This window comes from Streptomyces sp. NPDC058145 (assembly GCF_042884245.1).
Lineage (GTDB): Bacteria > Actinomycetota > Actinomycetes > Streptomycetales > Streptomycetaceae > Streptomyces.
In genome coordinates this window covers 1-18,573 of the sequence record NZ_JBHVUH010000018.1, presented here as the reverse complement: position 1 = coordinate 18,573, position 18,573 = coordinate 1, and the positions used below count along the sequence as shown (strand labels likewise).

The following is an 18,573-nucleotide window of genomic DNA, read 5'->3' as shown; positions in this document are numbered from 1 at the left end:
GCGGGGGGGGGTGGGGTGTGCCCGCGTCCAACACACCCAACACCCCAATCTCTTTGGGGGGGGGGGGGGGGGGGGGGGGGGGGGGGCCCCCCCCCCCCCCCCCCCCCCACGACGCTATCGCCCTGAACGAGGGCCCGTTGAACCTTGCGCTGGTTCTGTCACGCCTTCACGTCGAGAAGTTCGCACAGGTGGCCGAGGGCCGGGATCGCAGCCGCCCGAACCACTGTGTCCCCCTCGCGGGCCCCTTCGATCCGGTACTCCTTGAAGACGCCGTTCTCCGTCAGCCCTTCCGGGTCCACGAAGAAGATCCGCATCCCCTTGGCGCGGGCTCGCGCCTGCACCGCACGCCGGTCGGCGTGGAGGCCGATGACCAGGAGAGACCGGGCCTCGTCGAGCAGCGGCACGGGCGGGATCTTTTGGTCGTAGCGGCGGACGAACACCTCGGGTAGCCCCGCCCGGGCGGAGAGCACGTCGAAGTTGTGGGTGATGACGGGGCCGACCATGTGCCCGGCGTCGTGCAACGCCTTGAGCGCCGTGTGCGCCGGGGTGGGTTCGGCGATGAAGCACTGAGCGAACATCTGCGTCAGGTCCTGCGCCTTCGCCGGTGCGTCCAGCAGCAGCTCCTGGACCAGCGTGTCGGCCTGGGGCGAGAGAGTGAACGCGTGCGCCTGGGTGAGCGTGTTGTCCTTCCGCGCGGTCACCCGGTACACCTCGTGCAGGTAGTGCAGCGGCGGGATGCCCGCCTCGATCGACGTGCCGCAGCCCACCTCCACCTGGAACGGCAGGAAGTCCAGGATCCCGGTGAGGTCGCTGCTGATGGCCGGGTTGCCCCGCTTCTCCTTGATGCGGATACCGCCGGCCAGCACGTCCCAGGGCAGGTTGCGCAGGGTACGCGCCGGGCTGCTGTAGCCCTCGGACGAGAACCGCACGTCCAGCGACCGGAACCCTTCGGGCGTGTCCCGGTCGGCGCGCTCGTCCTGCGGGTGGACGTCGAACTCGGCGAGGGTCACCGCCAGGTCCCCGCGCTGCCAGGTCCCTGGCTGCTGGGGCTTCCACCGGCCCTCGCTAAGCCACATGCGGACGTTCTGGCCGTAGGCCGCGATCTCGTCGGCCGGTGCGGTGTGCGACACGTACAGGTACAGCTCGGACAGCACCAGCCGCGGCACCGGGAAGGTGTAGTCCAGCGCGTAGTCGTACCGGTAGTGCACGATCCGGCGACGCCCCGCGGCGTCCTCGGTCCACCCGGACTGCTCGGCGTTCGTCGGGTCCTGGGTGCGCCGCCAGATGCCTTCCTCCACGCTGCGCGGGCGCTCGTGACCGTCACCGGCGAAGTGCCGCTTCCAGGTCGCCACCTGCGTCTCGGACAGTTGCTCTATGACGGGGTAGGGCAGGTACACGAGGGGTCCTCCTCGACTCCTTGAGTGGCCCGCGATGGGCTCGATGTCTTATGGCCTGCGCGCGTTGTGCGCGCGGCGCAGTGAGAAGGCCGCCGGATCGGCGGCAGGCCAGCGCCTGAGCGGCGGTGACGGCCCCGGGGGGCTAGCGGCTCTCGGCCAGCGTGGTCAGCGCGTCGACGAGCGCCGTGACCATGAAGTCGATGTCCGCGTCCGTCGAGGTCAGCGGAGGGGCGATGACGAGACCTTCGCTCCTCGGCTCGCCGACTCCGGTGAACGGGTAGAAGAACACGCCGCGGTTCTCGGCCTCCGTCATCAGGGGCCAGAGCAGGCCAGGCGACAGTTCCACGCCGTACAGAAAGCCCAGGCCCCGGACGTCTCGCACGGCCGGCAGGTCGGTGAGGGCCTGCAGGAGCCTCCCCAGGCGCTCTCCTCGGGCCTGGAGGGTGCTGTCGCCTTTGGCTTCCAGCTCGTCCAGGACGCCGAGACACATCGCGGCCTGGAGGGGATGGGTGGCCATCGTGCCCATCGCGGGCAGCGGGTCCGCGTCGTTGTGCCAGATCAGCGGCGCAATCTCGGGCGCCACCAGTACTGCGCCGACGCCGGTGTACCCGGCTCCCAGGCCCTTGGAGAGGATGCACAGGTCCGGCTCGGCACCGTCCCAGTGGTGACTGGCCAGTGCAGTACCGGTGCGCCACAGCCCGGTCAGCACCTCGTCGTGGATGACCAGGACGTCGCGTTCCCGGCAGATCTCCGACACCCGCCGCAGGTACCCGGCGGGCGGCACGTAGGCGCCGCCGGTGCTCCCGTTGACGGGCTCGATCAGGACGGCGGAGACGTTCTCCGCACCGATGCTGTCGATCGCCTGCGCGATCTCGTCGTCGGCGCACGATGCGTCGCAGGCGCCCGTGGAGTGCGGGTGAGTGGGCGGGTAGGGCGGCGCGAAGGCCGGGCCGAGGCCTAGCGCGTCTTCCGGCCGTGGCCGGCGGGCGTGGTTCCCGGCGAGGCCGAGGGTGAGCGCGCTCATCCCGTGATAGCTCAGGGTGGACGTCAGGATGTCCCCGCGGCGCTTTCCGTCGCGGACCCTGGTGATGTTCCGGGCCAGGCCCACTGCGACCTCGACACCGAGCGTTCCGCACGTCGTGAGCGCAACGGAGTCCTCCGGTCGGCCCACGGCGTGGCACAGGCGCTCCATCAGCTCCATCTGGACGCGGGGCTGGACCACGGCGGCGCCACCGTAGGTGTACCTGGAGAACTGTTCCGCGAGGCGGCCGAAGACCTTGGGGCTGCCCTGCCCCACGTTCGCACAGAGCAGGCCACTCGATCCGTCGAAGATCCGGCGGCCGTCAGCCAGATGCAGCCAGGAGCCGCTCGATCCCACAACCTCCCAGTCCGGCATGGGCCTGGACGACGTCAGCAGCCGTCCGCGCCGGGTTAAGTAGTCCACGGGTGGTCCCTTCTTGCGCACATGCAGTGTGGTGGTGCCGACCGTGCTGCAGTCGGCACCGAGACGGCGGGTTTCAACGCGGGCCACGCAGCACGATCCCGATGACGCTGTCGTCCCCGTCCAGGCCGTACGTCGTCATGTACCGCCAGCCCTGGCGCAGCTGCTCGATGTCCTCGTCACGCAGGCCCTGGTGGGCGGCCGCCGGCGGCATTCGCTTCGCCCGGTGCGTGGTGATCTGCAGGACGCCCGCCGAGGTGAGCCAGCGCCGCGCGTCGGTGAGGAACCGGGGCCGATCCAGGAACTCGAAGCTGTGCCGGCAGGAGATGACGTCGACCGTGCCGGGCACGAGTTCAGGCGGGATGGCGTCGGTGGTGAAGTCGTGTTCGGCGAAGGTCAACTGGTCGCCGCAGCTCTGGTGGCTGGCCCGTGCGTCGGCGATGGCCACGGTGCTGAAGTCGTAGGCCAGGACCATTAGGCCCCACTTGGCCATGTGCGCAGCCATGTGACCGCGGCCGGTGCCGACGTCGACGGCCAGCATCCCGGCCTTCACCGTGGCGTAGTTGCGGAACATCTGCCGCTCGAACGCCTCGGGCTCCTTGACCCGATACCCGGCCTCGTACAGGTGGTTCCAGTACGCCGGGCTCCGGCGGCTGTGCTCGACCTGCACCTGTTGCCTCATGCTGCTGGCTCCGGGTCGTTCATGCCGCCGCGCACCGGGCACAGGCGGGCGAGGCGGAAGGGGTCGGTGCTCGCGACCTCGCCGGCCGGGACGCCGAACAGGTTCACGTCACCGGACGGGGCGGGCGCGGTGCCGTGTATGACGCGCAGCGCGGCGCCGGGCTCCCGAGCAGGCAGCTCTGCCATCGGCTCTCCTCTCAGTGGTGATCTGTGTACAGCAGTGCGGAGACGACGGCGGCGGTCACGGAGATCACGTACAAGACCTGCGCGACGATCTGCCGCCAGCCGATCTGACGCTCCTCGAGCCAGCGGCCTAACTTCCTTCTAGGGACGGCCTCGTGGATGACGAGCAGCAGCAGCGCCGGGCGGTCGCCGAGCCAGCGGAGTTCTTCCGCGTACTCGTCATCGCGGACGCTGACGGCCTCGCGGTTCAGGACAGCGATGCCGTCGGCGAATCCGGTGGAGACGAGGCGTCGGGCCTCCAGCCAGCCGGGCCGGGCCAATGGTGCGTGCGGGGCGTGCACGTCGGCCAGCTCGTGAACCACGTCGTAGCCGTGCCGCGCGATGAGGAGCCGTACGGAGGTCATGGTGTGATCGGCCTGCCCGCCGGCGTCGGTGAGCGCGTAGGCGATGATGCGCCGCTTCCGACTCACGGGCGTCTCTATGGCGACGGTGTTGCCCTGCTCGCGTCGCCGCTTCAGGTACAGGCCACGATGCGCGGCCGGCCGCATGGTGCGGCCGCGCATCCATTCGTCTACCTCGTTGTCCCGGTCCATCCAGGACGTCGGTGCCGTGCTCGGTGACATGGAGGTGTCTCCGTCCGGTCTGATTGGGGGGAGAGCACGCAGGCCGCCGTCGAGGGGAATGGTGCAGTGCGACGGCGGCCCGTCTCAGGGGGTTGGTGCTCGCCGGGAAGCCGCGTCGGAGCAGGCGGGCGCACCCGGGCCTCGGTAACGGACCGCAGTTGGAAAGAGCCGTTTCCGTGGCTCAACAAGGCTGACTCATGCGACAGTTGACCTGCAAGACGAAGTGAAGTTTTCACGCGACATGGCATATGCGAGCGCCGATGCTCTCCTCTTTGCAAGGGGTACTAGAGCTGACACACTCGGGGCTCGCACCCCGACCCGACGGACTCACACGTCAAGCCGCCGAACTCACTGCCGAGTTCGGGGGACTCTCGACTGAGCGCCAAGGGCTCGGGGCAGAATCGAGTCGACTGGACGCAGGAGGGCACGTGGCGGCTCCTACAGGACCGACAGTCAGGCGCGTGCAGCTTGGAAAGGAGCTGGAGCGCCTGCGCGTCAGGGCCGGCTTCAAGTCTCTGAAGGAGGCGGTCAAGGAAACCGGCATCTCAGATTCACAGCTGTACCGGGTCGAGAAGGGCACATCCGCGTTCCGGCGGGCCGCTGACCTCGTCACCCTGCTGACTCGCTACGGCATCACCGACCTGGAAGACGTCGACTTCCTGGTCGAGATCCACCGCGACAGTCTGAACCGCGGCTGGTGGTCTACATACGCCCGCACGATGCCGTCAGGCTTGGCCATGTATATCGGCCTTGAGGATGGTGCCAAGTCCATAAGGGCGTGGGAGCCGGGCGTAGTCTTCGGGCTGTTCCAGACCGAGGAATACGCTCGCAAGCTGTTCGAGACCGGCAAGCTGGTAGAGGAACAGACGACCGAGTTCGTGGAACGCGGTGTCGCCCTCCGGATGGAGCGCCAGGAAATCCTCACCCGGGACAACCCTGTCCAGATCCGCGCCATCCTCGACGAAGCCGCCCTCCGCCGGATCATCGGCACCCGCGAGATCATGGTGAAACAGATCGATCGCCTGATCGACCTGGCCGGCCTGGACAACGTGACGCTCCAGGTGCTGCCCATGAACACCTCCGGCTACCGGGCTCACTTCAACTTCACGTTGATGGAGTTCGAAGATCCGGTACCCACGGTCGTCCAGATGGACATGGCCGACGGGGCTTCCAACCTCACGGACAAGGACACTGAGGTCTGGAGGTATGCCCGCAGGTTCGACGCCCTGCGGGATGGCGCCATTCCCGTCGGGGAGACGCCGAATTTCCTGCACCAACTATCACGAGAGATCTAAGACATGGCCCTCAACAAGCGCGCCCTGGACCTCGCCCCCGAAGGCGACTGGTTCACGTCTTCCTACAGCAACAACGGCGGCAACTGCGTGAAGGTCGCCGCCCTGACCAGTGCTGTCGGCGTATGTGACTCCAAGCAGACCAACGGACCGGCCCTTGCCGTCCGGCCGGAGGCGTGGAAGGCATTCATCGCCTCCGTCGCCTGAGCTGTTCCACCGCATGACCGAGGCCCCGCGCGCACACATCGCGCGGGGCCTCGTCGGTCTCCTACCCCGCAGGCAACGCGTCGTACAACATCGCCCGCCCCGGCCGGCACACGCTCTCAGCCAAGGCCATCCCGGCTCTCACCCGCTACGACGCGCATGCTGTGCGCGAGTACCGGCGCAGCATCGACCTGGTCCGCTATCGGTACTTCGGCAACGATCTCATCGGCCTTGAGACCGTGGCATCGGTCACCCGGCACTCGGTCCCCACCAAGCGGGCACGCCGGCGCACGGCCGGGCTGTCGTCGGCCCGGAGGTAAGGCGGAGCGATAACAGAGCTGGCCGAGGCGGGCCTGCTCGACAGTGGTGTCCCGCACCCATAACCATGTGGGATGCATACCCTGCTTATCGGTCATGGCGGCTCAATGGCCGTTGCCGCCATGAGACGGGGCAGGCTCGATTCAGAGGCGGCCGTGCGGCTGCGGTGGAAGACCTGGCCTATGGCAGCTCACGCAGGTCGGTGATAAGGCTGAGTTCTGCAGGCGTGAACTGCGGGCCAGCGAGCTGCGGTCGCAGAGGGCCTATCAGCGCGGACAGCAGCACACTGGGCCGTACGAGCGAGGTGGGCGAGGCCTGAAGTGTCAAAACGTCAGTCAGTGCTGTGGCAGCGTGGAACGAACCCGTCGCGGTGAGCGAGAGCCGGCTGACGTAGCGTTGGAGGAGTCGATCGGCGATGTTGGGACGCTTGCCGGTCGTGGTGGAGAAGTGGATGTCCTGCCCGACGGACAAAGCCCACGCCACATCGACGGGACGAGCGATCGCCCGTTGGGCACGCCGGGCGAGGCCTGGGACCAGGCCGTCGGAGAGGACATTGCGCAGGGCGAGAGCCCCTTGTGCGATTACTGAGATGCCCTGCCCGTAAAGGGGGTTGAAGGCCGCGACGGAGTCGCCCAGTACTACCAGTCCCTCAGGCCAGGCGCCGAGCCGCTCGTAGTAGTAGCGGCGGTTGGCAGTGCTGTGGGTGACGGTGACATCGGTAAGTGGCTGAGCGTGCGTGAGGAGATCGGCAATGACGGGGTGTCGTAGGGTGCGTGCAAAGAGCTCGAAGCTGTTGGCGTCACGGGTGGGGTGCCCCCCGGGAGCGCCCATCAAGCTCACGTGCCAGCGGTCGCCCTCGATCGGCAGGATGCCCCCCGCGTTCGCAGGTTGAGGCGAACGTGAGTCAGCCTGAATGCTGATCATGGGCCAGTCTTGATTGGGGACAGGAGCACGGTAGATACGGCTGGCGTAAACCAGGCCGGAGTCGATGTGGTCCTCGGTGAGGCCATTGACTCCCAACTCGGCGAGGAAGATCGGTGTGCGGGATGCCCGGCCGGAGGCGTCGATGACCAGGTCGGCAGGCAGCTCTGTCGCAGCTTGGCCGACCGTGTGGATCCGTACACCGGTGACTTGGCGGCTGTTTCCGATGAGTCCGACAGCTTTGGTCTGTGTGCGTACGTTGATCCTTGGGTCTTTGAGGATCCGCTCCCGGACGATGTGGTCGGTCAGGTTCCGGCTCGCTGCTATCAGGTGGTGAGTGGTGCGCTGCCAGCGGCGGTACCAGCCTTCGGGCGAGTAGATGACCATGTTGGTGGTCATCGGTATGCGGTGAGCCCCCGCGGCGAGTAGTTGACTCATGGTTCCGGGCAGAAGACTCTCGATCGCATCGAGGCCGCCTGAATGAAGGAGGTGAATATGCGCTGCTTGGGGGACGCCAACGCGTGGGTCGGGCCCTGCGGGCAAGTCGTGGGCCTCGATGATTTCAACGGACTCGACCTGGTCCTTGATAGCGGCCGCGGCAAGCATGCCGGCCATGCTGCCCCCGATGATGACTGCGCGGGCGGAACTGTGGCGGGAGGCCTGACTCATGATCGGCTGCTTTCTGCAGAGACACTGGGGCGCGCGTGATTGTCTTGGATGAAACTCGATGAAAGCGCAAGGGACAGCGGAATCAGGTCCTTGGAGCGCCATACCGATGCTGGCACCTCGTCTCCAAGGTGCGCAGGGTGGGTGCGTTGCCTCTGGAGAGCGGCAATGATCATGGCGGCGTCCCCACTGGCAGTGGCCGAGGCGTCGTCCTGACCACGGCGGAGCGCTTCCTGATAGGCCGCATCGCGAGTGGCGGGATCGCAGTAGGGAGTCAGCGAGAGTATGGCGTCGTACAGCGCTGTTTTCCGGCTCGTCAGGAGTAGGGCCGGCGAGGTGCGCCACCAGGGTAGTACGGCACGGACCGCACCAGGGGTGGGTACATGCTGCAGTAGCCGCCAAAGCGGCGCGAGTTGTCGCAGTTGACCGATGACTTGGACATTCTGTGCCACGCGAGGCCCTACCAGCGGAAGAGTAAATCCGATTGACCCGGGGACTGCAGAGAAGGCAGCGAAGAGAGGGGAGACCTGGTCGATAAGGAAGTCAAGATTGTGCCCGCTCCACCGGGCAGCAACGGCGACAAGTCTGCTTGCGTCGTAGCTCACATGGAGGAGGTAACCAAGCACGAGTAGACGCAGCCCTGCCCGCAGGGAGCCGTGAATGTCTTTGGACCAGCGCCAGCACATGACTACGACGGCGATCGCTGCCACTCCGTGGGCAACGAGGTACAAGACAATCATTTCTCGGATGTACGGCGTGTTGGCGTAGTAGGCGTCGAACAGAGTGACCTGCTCGACGGGAGTTCTCCCCATCCCGAACAGGACGAAGATGGCGATGACGGCCACGCTGTAAGCCGCCGTGCACCAGCGAGCGTTGCGCAGCGTCTGCTCTGGTGGTGCCGGTCGCCAGTGGATGATCAGCAGCAGACTTGCCCCAGAGTACGCAGCGAGTGCCGCATAGACGACTGGCGCCGTGAAATTCGTAACCCCGCTGGCCTGGTTCAGCGTGACGATCGCCTCTCGGGAGGCGAGAATCATGATGCAACCGCCGGCGAAGAGCAGCATGAAGGCTGAGCGGAGTAACGGGTCGTGTCGCCTGCGGATGAGCGCTGGGACCTTTAGGGCACAGGTCAGAAAGAGCGCACCCCCGCAGATGTAGTAGGCAATATTACTCGGACCGGATGTCACCGTGCTGCATCTCCTCGTCACGCGTCGCGCGCAGCCTCAGTCGAACCGTCACGATTGGGCAAAGCGATGCGCCATGGAAGCCCCGATGCGACCGCTGACCTCTTGTGGATGAGCTGAGGAGCGCGCCTGCAGCAGAGCCATCTGCAGGTGCGTGGCGAGCCGCATGCCAAAGTGCTCGGCCTGCAGTTCCTCGTCTACTGTGCGGGTGTCCGAGCGTGCGGCGTAATGGAGGGATGCATCCGTGCGGTCGGTCAGAGGCATGTAGGCATCGTCGGCGTCGGAAACAGCAGCGACGAGTCTCGCGAGGTCGGCCGTCTCCTCGCTGGGCAGAGCACGGGAGGCAGCGGGTCCATGAGTGATGGCATGGTTGCAGTGGCCTTGGAACATGTGCCAGGCCTCGTGGCCGATGATTACGAGCTGGTGTTCCGGCTCGGTGTTCTGCTCGTAGACGATTAAGTCGTGGCGCGTGCGGTCCACCCACAGTCCGCTGGCCGTCATGGGTGGGAAGGCTGCCTTGCGCAGTCGGACCGTCCGTCCCCGTACCTGGCTTAATGCTTCGCCGATGAGAGGGATGACGTCTTCATCACCGGCCAGCTGACGCATGTTTTTGATCAACCGGGCGCTGAGTCGCCGCATCGCCTTCGGTCCGGTGCTCACTGAGGCTCGTCTCTCTCATCGACCTCGAGCAATGCCTTCAAGGTCGCTTCCAGTACGTTCCATCGCTCCTTGGGCAGGTCCATGGCCTGGCGCAGGGCGATACCACGTACGTCGGCTAGTTCCGCGGGCGTCTTGGTACCGGACGTGGCGCGAAGGTCCTGTCCGTCCTGCGTCGGGTCCAGTGCAGCGAGGATGGGGAGCAGTGCGCGGTTGAGGGCTTCGGCGGGAGGGGCGGTAAAGAACGTCTCCCCTGCCTGAACACCGAAGACATCTACCAAGCCGTGTAGGAGCTCGATGCTGGGTACCTTCGTGCCGGAGCAGACCTGCCTTGCCCAGAAAGCGGATACCCCCAACTGTTGCGCGATGGTGCCAGCGAGTTCTGACATGCGCTCGCCTGTACGCGCCATGCGGGCATCCGCGAGGGCCTTGATGCGGGTGCGGACTCTCTCGTTCACGGTGTCGGCGGGTGGCGCACCACCCTGCAGGATGGTGCGCACGACGCTTTCGGGAAGCGCTGTTGCGCCGGCCAGCGTTTGAACGGTGAACAGGTCTGATCTCTTGAGCCCTCGCTCACCGATGAGTGCTTCCAGGCGCTCAAGGGTTGTGCGCAGAGGCGAGGCGTTGGACACCGAAGCGCTCCCCAGGGCTGACAGATCAACGTTTGGTGTGCGCACGACACCCTACCCACACCTATCATTGGCCCTCAACGATCGTTTACCGCCATAGGCGATCGTTGAACTACCCAGGTGGCGCGTCCTGCAGCACGGCCGTTATGCCCTAGATGGCTGCCGCTGTTACCTCACTGTCGATCACCGGCGTCTTCGGGTGGCGGGGCACCTGAGGCAGTCACTTCGGTGGGTAGTACGCGGTCTGCTTCGCGTGTTGGCGATCTTCCGGAAGCGAGCACTCGGATGGCACCGCGCTCAAGAGCGGTCACGATTCAACGATCGTTTACTAGCTGAAAACGATCGTTGACACATGGCACCGGTGCATAGCAGCATCCCCCGAAGTACTGCGTCACTGGTACCAAAACATGACGATACCGTCCAGAGAGACAGGTGCAGTGTCAGGAGGTCCGCAGGTACTGGCTGCTGGTCGCCGTATTTCTGTCCGCCCTTCAGGACCATCCGCGGCCGGCTCAGTTGGCTGCGGCCATCTCGCCCACTCGGCGTACCAGTTCTTGCGTGGGTCCCTCCGGCCACGGGCCGTATCACCACTCCCTCTTCACGAAGGTAAGACGATGCATCAGCCTTTACTCCTTCTCGGGACCGGTGACTCCGCCGTCCACGAGTTCACGCTGGCTCAGATCGCAACTCTTCATCCTGTAGTGCTGGCCGACGCTGTCCTCCCTGCCTGGGCACGCCCCTATCTGGTCCGGCACCTCGCAGTTGACCCTGCCGACGGAGTGACAACGATCGACGGTGTGGAAGCGTACGCAGCGAAGCATGAGCTGAAAGGCGTACTCACTTACGTGGGGGAACATCTCCGCACCGCCGCCCAGGTCGCCAACCGATTGGAGCTGCGCGGGCCTGCTGCGGAGTCCGTTGCCGTCTGTTGTGACCGGGTCGCGGCCCGGGCGGCACTGGCCAAGCACAATGTACCTGTCCCGCGCTGGGCCGAGGCGTACAGCCCCGAAGATATGTACGGCCGTATGAACGGTGAGCCGCCATCGGTTTGTGACAGACCTCGTCAAGGCGTGCTGCTCGAGCAACTTCACACTGGTCCACAGGTCGCGGCTGAGGTTGTCGTCACGGACAGGGGTGACCCACAGATCGTGGCAATCACGCGCACCATCTTGGGGCCGCCTCCAGCGCGACAACCGGTGCGCCACAGCATCTACGCGCACGACAGCCTGATGCATAACCACCTCATGCGACGGACGGTCGAACGAGTTGCCTCAGCTCTGGGTGTCACATTTGGATTGCTTCATCTGGAGATGAAGCTGACGGCGCTAGGCCCACGGGTCACAGACGTTGCATGTCATGTACCTGGCAACCTCATCCCCCTGCTCATCAAGCGAGCCACCGGCATCAGCCTTCCGCAGGTGGCCGCGGATCTGATCTTCGGCCGGCCCCCGCATCTGACCCCCACCAAGCAACGGGCAGCAGCTGTGCACTTCGCTTACCCCGCCACCAGCGGCCGCATCGAGCGACTGGCCCTGACCACTCCTCAGTATCGACCGCTGGTCGACCACGCCGCTGTCACTCAGCAAATAGGTCACGAGGTCGCTGCGGTATCCGACGCAGCCTCGACCGACCGTCTCGCGCACTGAGTCGTCATGGGTCCAACGGCTGGAGACTGCCACCAAGGCTAGATCAGATGTCACAGGAATTCACACTCGACATCGCACCGTGCACTTCTGTCATCAGTTAGGTGTCGGGCCAACGGGAGCCCGGGTGTCTGATCTCGGACAGTGCCAGCAAGTCGACCTTTTCCCACAGAAACTGTCCCGGCGGCGGCTGCTGAGATGGCCGAAGGCATAGCCGCGACGTCAAGGGGGGCCGAAGTGGACACCAAATGCATAACGAGGTAAAGCGGGCGGATGTCAGGGAGGCTTTGGCGACAGAAATGCGCGGCAAGCGCTTGCAGCAATTTGTCAAGGGCCGTCGTGATCACCTGGACCTCACCCAGGAAGACGTGGCCGCGCGCCTCGATATCAGCGCTCGCGCCTACGGCAACTGGGAGCGAGGACGGGTACATCAATGGACGGACGAGAAGCTCTACGCCCTGGCAGAAGCCCTGGAAATGTCCGAGTTCCAGACTTTTAGGCTCTTCCTGTACGCAGTTGGCCGCGCACCGCAGCCAGACCGGCGTGCCATCTTCCGCCGTACGGACGCGGTCGACCCGGCCATCTTGGCCTTCCTCAGCGACTACAGCGTCATGATGGAAGCGCTGCCGCTGCCCACCTTCGTCATCGACCAGCGGTGGGACGTGAAGATGGCCAACAAGGCCTACCGCGAGCTGTTCCGTGGCGTGCGGACTCACCCGACCGCGATGCCATGCACCAACTTTCTGCGCTTCGGCCTGTTCCACCCAGACGCCTCCGCCGTGCTCGTGGACCACTCGGAGTGGCAGTTGGCCATGCTTGCGCAGCTTGCTTCCAGCCTGGAACGGCACGACGAGGACACGGGACTCCAGGCGATCCGCCGCGACGTCTACCTGCACCCCGCGCTGCGCGACGCTTACCTCACAGACATGCCCAACTGGGTTCTGGGCTCGGGCGCAGACTTGGTCCACAACGAAAGCGCGATCCGCGCACTGCGCCACCCCGATCCGAACATTGGCGTCCAGGGTTGCCGACTGGTCGAGGAGACCCCGCGGTCCGTGAAGGGGCTCGGGCTTACCCGCCTCACTCTCGTCCTCGTGGACGCCCCTGAACGGTCCATGCCTGAAAGGCGCCTTTCGCACGACCATCACGCGGCCTAACCCGCTGGCGCCAGATCGCGCAACTCTGCCGTAACGCCGCAAGGCGCTGCCTGCGGCCCGAGCAGCGAGCGGCCCGATTATGGGCTACCGGCCGGGAGTCGCGGCTGTCGCCGCGGTGCGTCGGGCGGCTGCGGCACGGGTGCGGGCGATGTCGGTGGGATGGATGCTGTAGCTGGCGGGATCGAGGCCGATCAGATGGCGGTGCAAACGGCGTATCCGCAACGCCAGGTCGAGGTGGAGCCCGGGGTGTTTGTCACAAACGTCTGCGACGGTGCGTGGATTGACGTCCAGGCCCAGGGCGAGTGTGGTGGCTGGCCATCCGGCTCGTGCCAGGTCGGCCAGCGGCCGGGATGCCTCGGTGGAGTCGGTCAGGCTCGGGGAGCCAGAGTTGCGGCGGTGGGGGAGCGGGATGCCGAGGATGGCGTCGGCGGAGGCGCGGGCGATGTCACGGGGCGTCTGGCCTGGCGTGGGGATGCGCAGGGTGCGGCGGACCAGGGTCACGGACAGGCCGGCCCGGTCGGCGATGTCCTGCGCGGACATGCCCTGCGCGCGCAGCCGGACCGCCCCCGGGCGGCGGCATGGGGCGGCACGCGCGCGGACAGACCGCGCATGCGGTCTTGGTTGCGCTGGCGGCGGGCACGCAGTGCTGCCTGGCGGCACTCGGCGCGGGTGCAGCCATAGTCGGCGCACGACGCCTGGCCGTGACGGACGGACGACCGCCGCGGCCGACGCTGCCACGCCGCTGGCACGGCGACGGAAGCGGACTGAGCTTCCGCCAACTTGAAGTTGCTGGTCAAAGGGCTGGTGTGGATTGTTGCTCGGGGTGCTCGTGCTGGTCGTAGGCGGAAGTCCATGGAGAGGATCGTCCGGCAACGGTTGACTTCGAGGTTCGTCAGGACGATGAGAGCTCGCAGGAGCTGGGTGGTGCGGGCAGCGTCGGTGTTCAGCCTCGATCGGCCAGGCGGTCCTCCCGGCACCAGAACCACGCACCGGCTGTCGGTCTGCTGGTGCCGGTCGATAGTCTTTCGGTATGTCTGAGCGTGTTATCCCGGGCCGGGCAAATGGTCTGGTCGCTCTCGCCGCCGCGGACAATGTGTGGGTCAGCCTGACGGCCGGTAGCGTCGTACCGACGACTTCTGCGGTATTCACCCGCTTTTCTTCTGATGCCCGGCCGAGGCGGTACGTCATGCTCGGCGCCTGTGTGGTGGAGCTGGTGATGACGGGCGACGGCCGGTGCAGTGTTCCGGAGGCCGAGGTGCGCCGGGCGGCGGCGGCATGGAACGCGGTGGAGATGGACGCCCTGGACCTGGTCCGTATCGGTCCGTTCCGCGGTGTGCCGGAGCAGGAGCGCGCGGGTGGAACGCTGCGTGGTTGGCGTCGGCGCATCAGCTGGGAACTACAAGAGGAAGATCATCCCGGACGGCAGGGCGGCCATGAGCCTGGACCGTGGTCTCATCTGGCGGGGGTCGACTGGCGGCGGCTGTTGGTGCAGCGCTCCCGTGACGGGGTGGAGCGGTCGTGGTGGCTTCCGCGTGCGGCGGTCAGGCTCCTGGACGCGGCCGAGCACACCGAAGCCGAGTGGTTGCACATCCCTCGGGCCGGCGAGGTAGACACAGCTGTCACCGAACAGCACCGCCGGGATCCCCGAGCCACCGACAGCCAGTCCACGAGGAGCGTGGACGGCCCAGCCATTGCGCAGCGTCCGTACAGGGGGGAGCTGCGAGGTCAGTTGTACTCGGTGCTGAGCCGCAAGCCAGGTATGTCCCGCAAGGTGGCTGGGTGGGTGTGTGCCGTCTGCGGCACAGTGCCGGCTGCTGTGCTGGATCACTGCCATGAACACGGCTATGTCCGCGCTCCGGTCTGTCCTTCCTGCAATACGCTGGAGCGCCCCGACCACCTGTACGACAACGACATCCGCGTCGCCGGCCGTTACCAGCGCCTCTTCGACACCGACGCGGTCACGTGGCTGCGCCACTGGCACCGCTGTCCAGGCTGCCGCACCCGCAGCACCCTGCCTCTGCCTCACCTCGCCGCATGGACCGCCCATACAGCCACTCGCGCCCTGCGCCCCACCCACCGTGGCTCCCGCGAGCGGAAGCCCTGCGGAGTGCTGCGCGTCTCGTGGACGGGCAGCCAGAACACACCCCGCTCCTGCCTGCTCACCGTCTCCGTCGACTTCTGCCCCTCCGGTGAGCACCGTGTCCTGGCACGGGTGCCCTACCGGGAGGCCGTCGAGCGGTTCGGTACCTGGCTGGCCCTGACCGCGCCTGCTGTGGCGGCCGCAGCCGGTCCCGACCGCCTGGACGGCCTCCCTGCTGAACCTCGGCCCGTCATCGCCGACACCAGCGGCGAAGGCATGGCGCTCTTCTGACCGGACACCAGCAAAGCGGTTGCACAAGTGGCCGGACCGCGTCCGGCGCCTGTGCGCCGAGCTCGGAAGGAAGCGGCGGCTTTCAGGTGGAGCCGTTGGTTACGCTGCGGGGTGTGATGCCGTGGACGGCGAGGGTGTTCCAGACGCTGGTGGTGCTCTGGCCGGAGCGTTCGGCGATCCGGCCGACGGGCTCGCCGTTCGCGTAGGCGTCCAGGACGGCGGCGGCCAGCTTTCGGCGGGCAGTGTGCAGCGCTATCTGTGCCGACTGGTATTGCCGCTGGGCTGCTTCCAACGCGTCCTCGCCATGCTGCCAGCCCGCTCTCTGTTCACCCGCGCCACTGCCGGTCCGGACAGCGCTCCCTTTCCCCGAGCGGTGCGCAATCTTGCTGCGGCGGCAACGGGTCGGTCGCGGTGGGGAGTGAGGTGGCTGCGTTGCATTCGCGGCAGGGGACGGTGCGGGGTTGGCGGAGGATCTCGAGGGCCTGGTCGAGGGTGATGGGTGCGGCGTGGGGCTGACAGCCGATGACGTGGATCAGGCGTGCTCCGGGGTGGCCGGGGCGGTGAGGGAGGTCTTGTACCGTCCAGGCCTGCCGCCCGTCGGCGGTGGGAGTAGCGAGGGTGGGGATGCGGCTGTAGTCGCCGCCTTCGAGGGGGCGGACATGACGGGCGTCGAGCCAGACACTCTGTTCCGCACGCTCGGTACGGCCGCTGCTGCCCACTGCCCAGCAGGTGATGCCTACCCGGTACTGCCATCCGACCGCCGCGCGCCGCCGCTCATAAAGGCGGGCCAGCAATTCCTGCCCATCAGGCATCATGACGGTCACCCGGGCCGCGTTCTGCGGCATTTCGATCCCTCCACCCTGCCCAGCATCCTAACCGGACGCCTCGGCAAGGTCATCGGTCGGAACGGGGACGGATTCTCCCGCGAGAGCGGGAGCCACTCCGACAGGGATTAGGGCTCCGCCGGGGCGGTGTGCATCCCACCCCCTGTCGATGACGTTCGCCACCGTGACGATCACCCGAACTGCCCGACCGGTTCCTGCAAGAGACCGCTCCAGACGATCCCTGGGCCTCCGCCAGTCCCGTCCGTCCGAATCTTCGGGGTTCGTGCCCCTGACAGTCCGACCGCCCCCCAGCATCCGCTGCATGCTGGATCCCGAGCTGCTGGAACGGATCACTGCCCGTCGTGCGGAACTGGACGACCTCGAAGCACAGCTGACCGAGCAACTGGCCGAGGTGCGATCCGAGCGGGACGAACTCGCCGTCGTCGAAAGAGGCCTCGATCGGGTGAGCGAAGAGATTGCAGGCGAGCGCGCTTCGTTCTCCCCGGCGCCTGGCCAGGTGGCCGGACGGCCCGTGACGCTCGTCCCGCACCGCGGCCCGGCAATGCAGGAGACGCTGCTCCGACCGGACTACCAGCGCATCCTCACCGTCCTGCGCCAAGCCGGCGGACCGGTCACGGCCCGGCAATTCGACGAACGCTGAGAGTAGACCTCAGCGTCAAGTCCAAACTGGAACCACTGCGCGGCAAACTGATCAGACTGACCGACCGCGGCTGGCTGCGAAGACAACCCGACGGTCGGTTCACCCCCGCCTGTGATCCCCTCCAGTACGACGCGTCCAGCGGCGGCAGAGCCGTAACCGCGGTGTCCCCGGCAGCCGTTGGAATTGTGTGACGAACCAAAGAGCACGCCGAGGACACCTGCCCGTTTGTCGTGACGGCTTCGCCGTGTCTAGGTGACGACAGGCCGCAGCCCTGTGCGCGCTCTTGCTCTCGGCCCCACCACATCCGCGGTTGCACGGGCCCACGCCGCCTGGGTCCTGGCACACCGCGGGGGAGTGGTCCCACCGTGCGGAACGCCGCCCCCGGTCGCCATGCCGGGCCCTGGCACGCCCGGGCGCCGCGATTCCGGGTCAAGGCCCGCCATGCCCACACAGTCGGCCGGATACGGGGTGGCGGGCCGTCCCAGGGCAGGCCATTTGGCCGCGCGGCGGCTCGGGAGCAGGAAGGACCTCCACCCCCATGTTTGGGGTGAAGGCCCATCGCTCATGAACGGCGCCGAGGTCAGCGCTTGAACATGTCCTTGATCTTCTCCTTGGCCTGGCGTGCATCGCCCTTGGACTTTTCCGCCTGGCCCTCGGCGACCATAGGGTCATCGACGGCGGCTCGTCCTGTGGCCCTCTTGAGCTTTCCCTTGGCCTGCTCGACCTTGGCCTTAGCCTTCTCGCCAGCCGACATGGCGCACACGCCTCCTGCCATGGTTGACCATTTGTCCGCATTTAGCGGTGAGTGCTGTGTACCCGGCGCTGCCCCTCACAAACGGCTGATACGGCCATGACCAGGCAGTACGGCGCGACCACCGGACACGCGGGGTTCAGGAACCCTCACGGGCAGCATCAGCCTTCAACGAGCGGTACATCGCCAACCGCGAGATCGCTGCGGAGACGGACGTAACGAACCGGATGCCGCCATCGGCCGTCATCGACCGCGGTGTCCGCGAGGAACTCAGCGACCAAGTGGGGCCGGACCGGGATGAAGATGAGGTCGCCACGACCCCAGCCGGCGGAGAAGCGAACCCCGTACCAGGGGTGCTCGGGGCCGCCGCGGAGCAGCAGGGTCCCGACCTCTCGACGGACGGCCGTGGGCAGGGGTGAAGTGCGAGCGGTCAGCCGGAGGCGCTCGGTCGCGTCGTAGCGTCCCAGCGGGAGGGTTGTCGGCGTCCGTACGCTGCTGGTGACCGGAGTTCTTGAGCGCAGGCCCCTGTCTTCAGGGAGGGGTTGGCTCGTCCTCGGCGGGAGCCGCGCAGCGGCGGAGTTCGCTGCGTTGTCAGTGGCCGCCGGTACGGTGATCACATCAACTGGAGGGGGTGTATTCATGCTGTCGGGTCGCAGATACCGGCTTGATGTGACGGCCGAACAGGCGCAGATGTGTGAGGAGTTCGCAAGCGTCTGCCGGGCGGTGTGGAACATTGGCCTTCACCAGCGCCGCGAGTACCGGCGGCGCGGTGCGTGGATGAATTACGCGCCGCAGTGCGCCGAGCTGGCCGCCGCCAAACCCGATCATCCGTGGTTGAAGGCCGCCCCGTCGCACGCGCTTCAGCAGACCCTGAGGGATCTGGACCGGGCGTGCCGGGAGCATGGAACGTTCAGGGTGCGGTGGCGGTCCAAAGCCCGTTGGTCGCCCTCGTTCAGGTTCCCTGACTCCA

At 66.8% G+C, this 18,573-nt stretch carries 20 protein-coding genes and 1 pseudogene; 8 read left to right on the top strand and 13 right to left on the bottom strand.

Features of this window, described 5'->3' with window-relative positions:
* Positions 1-158: 158 nt before the first annotated feature.
* The 5 genes from ACFVVO_RS32990 to ACFVVO_RS32970 form a co-directional block, all read right to left on the bottom strand.
* Positions 159-1,397: a hypothetical protein gene (locus tag ACFVVO_RS32990; protein ID WP_390059910.1), complete on the bottom strand. Its 1,239-nt coding sequence runs from the start codon at positions 1,395-1,397 to the stop codon at positions 159-161.
* Positions 1,398-1,539: 142 nt separating this feature from the next.
* Positions 1,540-2,928: an aminotransferase class III-fold pyridoxal phosphate-dependent enzyme gene (locus ACFVVO_RS32985; protein WP_390059908.1), complete on the bottom strand. Its 1,389-nt coding sequence runs from the start codon at positions 2,926-2,928 to the stop codon at positions 1,540-1,542.
* On the bottom strand, positions 2,915-3,520 hold the full coding sequence (locus ACFVVO_RS32980; protein ID WP_390059907.1) for a class I SAM-dependent methyltransferase: 606 nt from the start codon (positions 3,518-3,520) through the stop codon (positions 2,915-2,917). Before ACFVVO_RS32980 ends, ACFVVO_RS32985 begins: the two co-directional genes overlap by 14 nt.
* Complete coding sequence (locus ACFVVO_RS32975) at positions 3,517-3,705, bottom strand: hypothetical protein (RefSeq protein ID WP_390059905.1); 189 nt, start codon at positions 3,703-3,705, stop codon at positions 3,517-3,519. Before ACFVVO_RS32975 ends, ACFVVO_RS32980 begins: the two co-directional genes overlap by 4 nt.
* A gap of 11 nt (positions 3,706-3,716) precedes the next feature.
* Complete coding sequence (locus ACFVVO_RS32970) at positions 3,717-4,325, bottom strand: hypothetical protein (RefSeq protein ID WP_390059903.1); 609 nt, start codon at positions 4,323-4,325, stop codon at positions 3,717-3,719.
* 461 nt (positions 4,326-4,786) lie between these two features.
* On the opposite strand from ACFVVO_RS32970, the gene ACFVVO_RS32965 reads away from it, so the two are divergent.
* From ACFVVO_RS32965 to ACFVVO_RS32955, 3 genes and pseudogenes are all read left to right on the top strand, one after another.
* Complete coding sequence (locus tag ACFVVO_RS32965) at positions 4,787-5,620, top strand: helix-turn-helix domain-containing protein (RefSeq protein ID WP_390059901.1); 834 nt, start codon at positions 4,787-4,789, stop codon at positions 5,618-5,620.
* Positions 5,621-5,623: 3 nt separating this feature from the next.
* Positions 5,624-5,824, top strand: a complete 201-nt coding sequence (locus ACFVVO_RS32960; protein WP_390059899.1) for a DUF397 domain-containing protein — start codon at positions 5,624-5,626, stop codon at positions 5,822-5,824.
* Positions 5,825-5,964: 140 nt separating this feature from the next.
* Positions 5,965-6,138 (top strand): annotated as a pseudogene (locus tag ACFVVO_RS32955) (transporter); the annotation flags it as partial.
* Positions 6,139-6,319: 181 nt separating this feature from the next.
* On the opposite strand, the gene ACFVVO_RS32950 reads toward ACFVVO_RS32955, so the two are convergent.
* From ACFVVO_RS32950 to ACFVVO_RS32935, 4 genes are read right to left on the bottom strand one after another with little or no spacing between them, the layout of a single operon-like run.
* Positions 6,320-7,729: an FAD-dependent oxidoreductase gene (locus tag ACFVVO_RS32950; RefSeq protein ID WP_390059898.1), complete on the bottom strand. Its 1,410-nt coding sequence runs from the start codon at positions 7,727-7,729 to the stop codon at positions 6,320-6,322.
* Positions 7,726-8,913 (bottom strand): MAB_1171c family putative transporter, encoded by a 1,188-nt coding sequence (locus ACFVVO_RS32945; RefSeq protein ID WP_390059896.1) that lies wholly within the window; start codon positions 8,911-8,913, stop codon positions 7,726-7,728. Before ACFVVO_RS32945 ends, ACFVVO_RS32950 begins: the two co-directional genes overlap by 4 nt.
* Positions 8,914-8,961: 48 nt before the next feature.
* The gene (locus ACFVVO_RS32940) at positions 8,962-9,570 is read right to left on the bottom strand and encodes a toxin-antitoxin system, toxin component (RefSeq protein ID WP_390059894.1); all 609 of its coding nucleotides are present in this window, start codon (positions 9,568-9,570) and stop codon (positions 8,962-8,964) included.
* Positions 9,567-10,199 (bottom strand): hypothetical protein, encoded by a 633-nt coding sequence (locus ACFVVO_RS32935; protein WP_390059892.1) that lies wholly within the window; start codon positions 10,197-10,199, stop codon positions 9,567-9,569. Before ACFVVO_RS32935 ends, ACFVVO_RS32940 begins: the two co-directional genes overlap by 4 nt.
* A 611-nt stretch (positions 10,200-10,810) precedes the next feature.
* On the opposite strand from ACFVVO_RS32935, the gene ACFVVO_RS32930 reads away from it, so the two are divergent.
* Positions 10,811-11,842 (top strand): acetyl-CoA carboxylase biotin carboxylase subunit family protein, encoded by a 1,032-nt coding sequence (locus tag ACFVVO_RS32930; protein ID WP_390059890.1) that lies wholly within the window; start codon positions 10,811-10,813, stop codon positions 11,840-11,842.
* Between the two features lie 245 nt (positions 11,843-12,087).
* Complete coding sequence (locus ACFVVO_RS32925) at positions 12,088-12,996, top strand: helix-turn-helix domain-containing protein (protein WP_390059888.1); 909 nt, start codon at positions 12,088-12,090, stop codon at positions 12,994-12,996.
* A gap of 84 nt (positions 12,997-13,080) precedes the next feature.
* On the opposite strand, the gene ACFVVO_RS32920 is transcribed toward ACFVVO_RS32925, so the two are convergent.
* Positions 13,081-13,536 (bottom strand): hypothetical protein, encoded by a 456-nt coding sequence (locus ACFVVO_RS32920; protein WP_390059886.1) that lies wholly within the window; start codon positions 13,534-13,536, stop codon positions 13,081-13,083.
* Positions 13,537-14,182: 646 nt separating this feature from the next.
* On the opposite strand from ACFVVO_RS32920, the gene ACFVVO_RS32915 reads away from it, so the two are divergent.
* Positions 14,183-15,367 carry an endonuclease domain-containing protein gene (locus ACFVVO_RS32915; RefSeq protein WP_390059884.1) on the top strand — a complete coding sequence of 395 codons (1,185 nt, stop codon included), beginning with the start codon at positions 14,183-14,185 and terminating at the stop codon, positions 15,365-15,367.
* A gap of 82 nt (positions 15,368-15,449) precedes the next feature.
* Here the strand turns inward: ACFVVO_RS32915 and ACFVVO_RS32910 are convergent, their stop codons facing one another.
* Positions 15,450-15,659 carry a hypothetical protein gene (locus ACFVVO_RS32910; protein WP_390059882.1) on the bottom strand — a complete coding sequence of 70 codons (210 nt, stop codon included), beginning with the start codon at positions 15,657-15,659 and terminating at the stop codon, positions 15,450-15,452.
* Between the two features lie 34 nt (positions 15,660-15,693).
* Positions 15,694-16,212 (bottom strand): DUF6233 domain-containing protein, encoded by a 519-nt coding sequence (locus ACFVVO_RS32905; RefSeq protein ID WP_390059880.1) that lies wholly within the window; start codon positions 16,210-16,212, stop codon positions 15,694-15,696.
* 301 nt (positions 16,213-16,513) lie between these two features.
* Between ACFVVO_RS32905 and ACFVVO_RS32900 the strand changes: the two genes are divergently transcribed.
* Positions 16,514-16,852: a hypothetical protein gene (locus tag ACFVVO_RS32900; RefSeq protein WP_390059879.1), complete on the top strand. Its 339-nt coding sequence runs from the start codon at positions 16,514-16,516 to the stop codon at positions 16,850-16,852.
* Positions 16,853-17,432: 580 nt separating this feature from the next.
* On the opposite strand, the gene ACFVVO_RS32895 is transcribed toward ACFVVO_RS32900, so the two are convergent.
* On the bottom strand, positions 17,433-17,606 hold the full coding sequence (locus ACFVVO_RS32895) for a CsbD family protein (RefSeq protein WP_390059877.1): 174 nt from the start codon (positions 17,604-17,606) through the stop codon (positions 17,433-17,435).
* A 636-nt stretch (positions 17,607-18,242) separates the two neighbouring features.
* On the opposite strand from ACFVVO_RS32895, the gene ACFVVO_RS32890 reads away from it, so the two are divergent.
* Positions 18,243-18,573: helix-turn-helix domain-containing protein (locus tag ACFVVO_RS32890; RefSeq protein ID WP_390059876.1), on the top strand; the 331-nt coding region annotated here is incomplete at its 3' end.

What these genes read in the sequence shown, in the direction of transcription:
- ACFVVO_RS32980 (WP_390059907.1), bottom strand. Translation starts at nt 3,520, where the DNA reads ATGAGGCAACAGGTGCAGGTCGAGCACAGCCGCCGGAGCCCGGCGTAC.
- ACFVVO_RS32975 (WP_390059905.1), bottom strand. Translation starts at nt 3,705, where the DNA reads ATGGCAGAGCTGCCTGCTCGGGAGCCCGGCGCCGCGCTGCGCGTCATA.
- ACFVVO_RS32970 (WP_390059903.1), bottom strand. Translation starts at nt 4,325, where the DNA reads ATGTCACCGAGCACGGCACCGACGTCCTGGATGGACCGGGACAACGAG.
- ACFVVO_RS32960 (WP_390059899.1), top strand. Translation starts at nt 5,624, where the DNA reads ATGGCCCTCAACAAGCGCGCCCTGGACCTCGCCCCCGAAGGCGACTGG.
- ACFVVO_RS32950 (WP_390059898.1), bottom strand. Translation starts at nt 7,729, where the DNA reads ATGAGTCAGGCCTCCCGCCACAGTTCCGCCCGCGCAGTCATCATCGGG.
- ACFVVO_RS32930 (WP_390059890.1), top strand. Translation starts at nt 10,811, where the DNA reads ATGCATCAGCCTTTACTCCTTCTCGGGACCGGTGACTCCGCCGTCCAC.
- ACFVVO_RS32925 (WP_390059888.1), top strand. Translation starts at nt 12,088, where the DNA reads ATGCATAACGAGGTAAAGCGGGCGGATGTCAGGGAGGCTTTGGCGACA.
- ACFVVO_RS32920 (WP_390059886.1), bottom strand. Translation starts at nt 13,536, where the DNA reads ATGTCCGCGCAGGACATCGCCGACCGGGCCGGCCTGTCCGTGACCCTG.
- ACFVVO_RS32915 (WP_390059884.1), top strand. Translation starts at nt 14,183, where the DNA reads ATGCTCGGCGCCTGTGTGGTGGAGCTGGTGATGACGGGCGACGGCCGG.
- ACFVVO_RS32905 (WP_390059880.1), bottom strand. Translation starts at nt 16,212, where the DNA reads ATGCCGCAGAACGCGGCCCGGGTGACCGTCATGATGCCTGATGGGCAG.
- ACFVVO_RS32900 (WP_390059879.1), top strand. Translation starts at nt 16,514, where the DNA reads ATGCTGGATCCCGAGCTGCTGGAACGGATCACTGCCCGTCGTGCGGAA.
- ACFVVO_RS32895 (WP_390059877.1), bottom strand. Translation starts at nt 17,606, where the DNA reads ATGTCGGCTGGCGAGAAGGCTAAGGCCAAGGTCGAGCAGGCCAAGGGA.